The organism is Staphylococcus sp. GDY8P54P, from assembly GCF_017892645.1.
GTDB classification, from domain to species: Bacteria; Bacillota; Bacilli; order Staphylococcales; family Staphylococcaceae; genus Staphylococcus; species Staphylococcus ureilyticus.
Map to the genome: position 1 here is coordinate 1 of NZ_JAESLN010000041.1, position 1,538 is coordinate 1,538.

Here is a 1,538-nt window from a genome sequence, read left to right on the forward strand (position 1 = left end):
AGCTTATATGAAGAAGGATATAGTATGAAAAATGTAATTCAAAAATTAAATTTAAATTGTTCTCCTAGAACATTATTGATTAACTATTATAAATTTAAGAAGCATGGAATAAAGGTGCTTTTACCAATTCAGAGAAATAATACCTACTCAAATGAATTTAAGCTTAAAGTTGTGCACGAATATATAAATGATGGCCTATCTTTAACTGATTTAGTAGTTAAATATAATATCCCCACTACTTCAACTGTAAACAAATGGATTTCAAAGTATTTATCGGGTAAAATATTAAAAACATATTCTCCAAAACCCGAGGTGTATCAATTGAAATATAAATCATTAACATTTGAAGATCGTGTAGAAATCGTTGATTATTATATGAATCATGGCCAATCGTATAAGACAACAGCAAATCATTTTAACATCAATTATAGCCAAGTATATAACTGGGTAAAAAAGTACAACTTGCATGGGTATGATGGGCTTAAAGATGGACGTGGAAAAGGGAAACCCCAGTCTGTATTAACACCTGAAGAGGCATTAAAAGCTGAAATTAAGATACTTAAAGAGAAAAATAAATTTCTTCAAATGGAAAATGACGTTTTAAAAAAGGAAGAAGAAATAGAAAGGAAGTTGATGAAACAGGCATCAGACAAAAAGCATCATACCAAACGATAAAAGCATTTAAAAACCTTTATCCGATAGCTTGGTTATGTTCAGTATTAAAGATATCACGTTCAAGTTACTATAAATGGTTACATCGCAAACCATCAAATAAAGAAATTGAAAACCAAAAATTAATCAAAGATATCGTTGATATCTACAATAAATACAAAGGCATATATGGATATCGTCGTATATACATATATTTAAGACTTAAACTACATCAAAAAGTAAATCATAAACGTGTCTATAGATTGATGAATCAACTTAATCTAAAATCTACTATTCGCCCTAAAAGAAAACGATATATTAAAACAACACCTGAAATTACAGCACATAATATATTAAATAGAAAATTTGAAGAAGAAATCCCAAATAAAAAATGGTTAACTGACGTTACAGAATTCAAACTCAGCAATGGTAAAAAACTTTACTTAAGTGCTATTTATGACTTAGGCAGCAAACAGATTATCAGTCATAAATTAAGTACCTCAAATAACAATAAATTTGTATTAGATACGCTCAAAAAAGCAGTCAAACTTGTGCCGAATACCGAAGGTATACTCTTGCATAGCGACAGAGGATATCAATATACAAGCAGATTATTTAAAGTTACGTTAGAGCAACTTGGTATAAAACAAAGTATGTCACGACCAGGATGTTGCATAGATAATGGACCTATGGAAGGAGTATGGGGAACTATTAAAAGTGAATTGTTTAGAGGAAGAAAAAAAGTGATTTTTAAAGACAAGGCTACAGCAATAAAAGCAATTAATTCATATATAGAATTTTTTAATCAAGAAAGACTAACATTAAAAATGGCTACCCTTATATCGTAAATATAAGGTCGCCATAAACATTTTGTTTTTTTCACTGTC

The 1,538-nt window shown here is 29.2% G+C and carries 2 protein-coding genes; both read left to right on the forward strand.

Annotated elements, in window-relative coordinates; translation table 11 throughout:
* On the forward strand, nt 1-675 hold a 675-nt coding region (locus tag KA883_RS12650), incomplete at its 5' end, for a helix-turn-helix domain-containing protein (protein ID WP_210140004.1).
* On the forward strand, nt 672-1,499 hold the full coding sequence (locus KA883_RS12655) for an IS3 family transposase (RefSeq protein ID WP_348634420.1): 828 nt from the start codon (nt 672-674) through the stop codon (nt 1,497-1,499). The genes KA883_RS12650 and KA883_RS12655, both read left to right, overlap by 4 nt.
* The last annotated feature ends 39 nt before the right edge of the window (nt 1,500-1,538 follow it).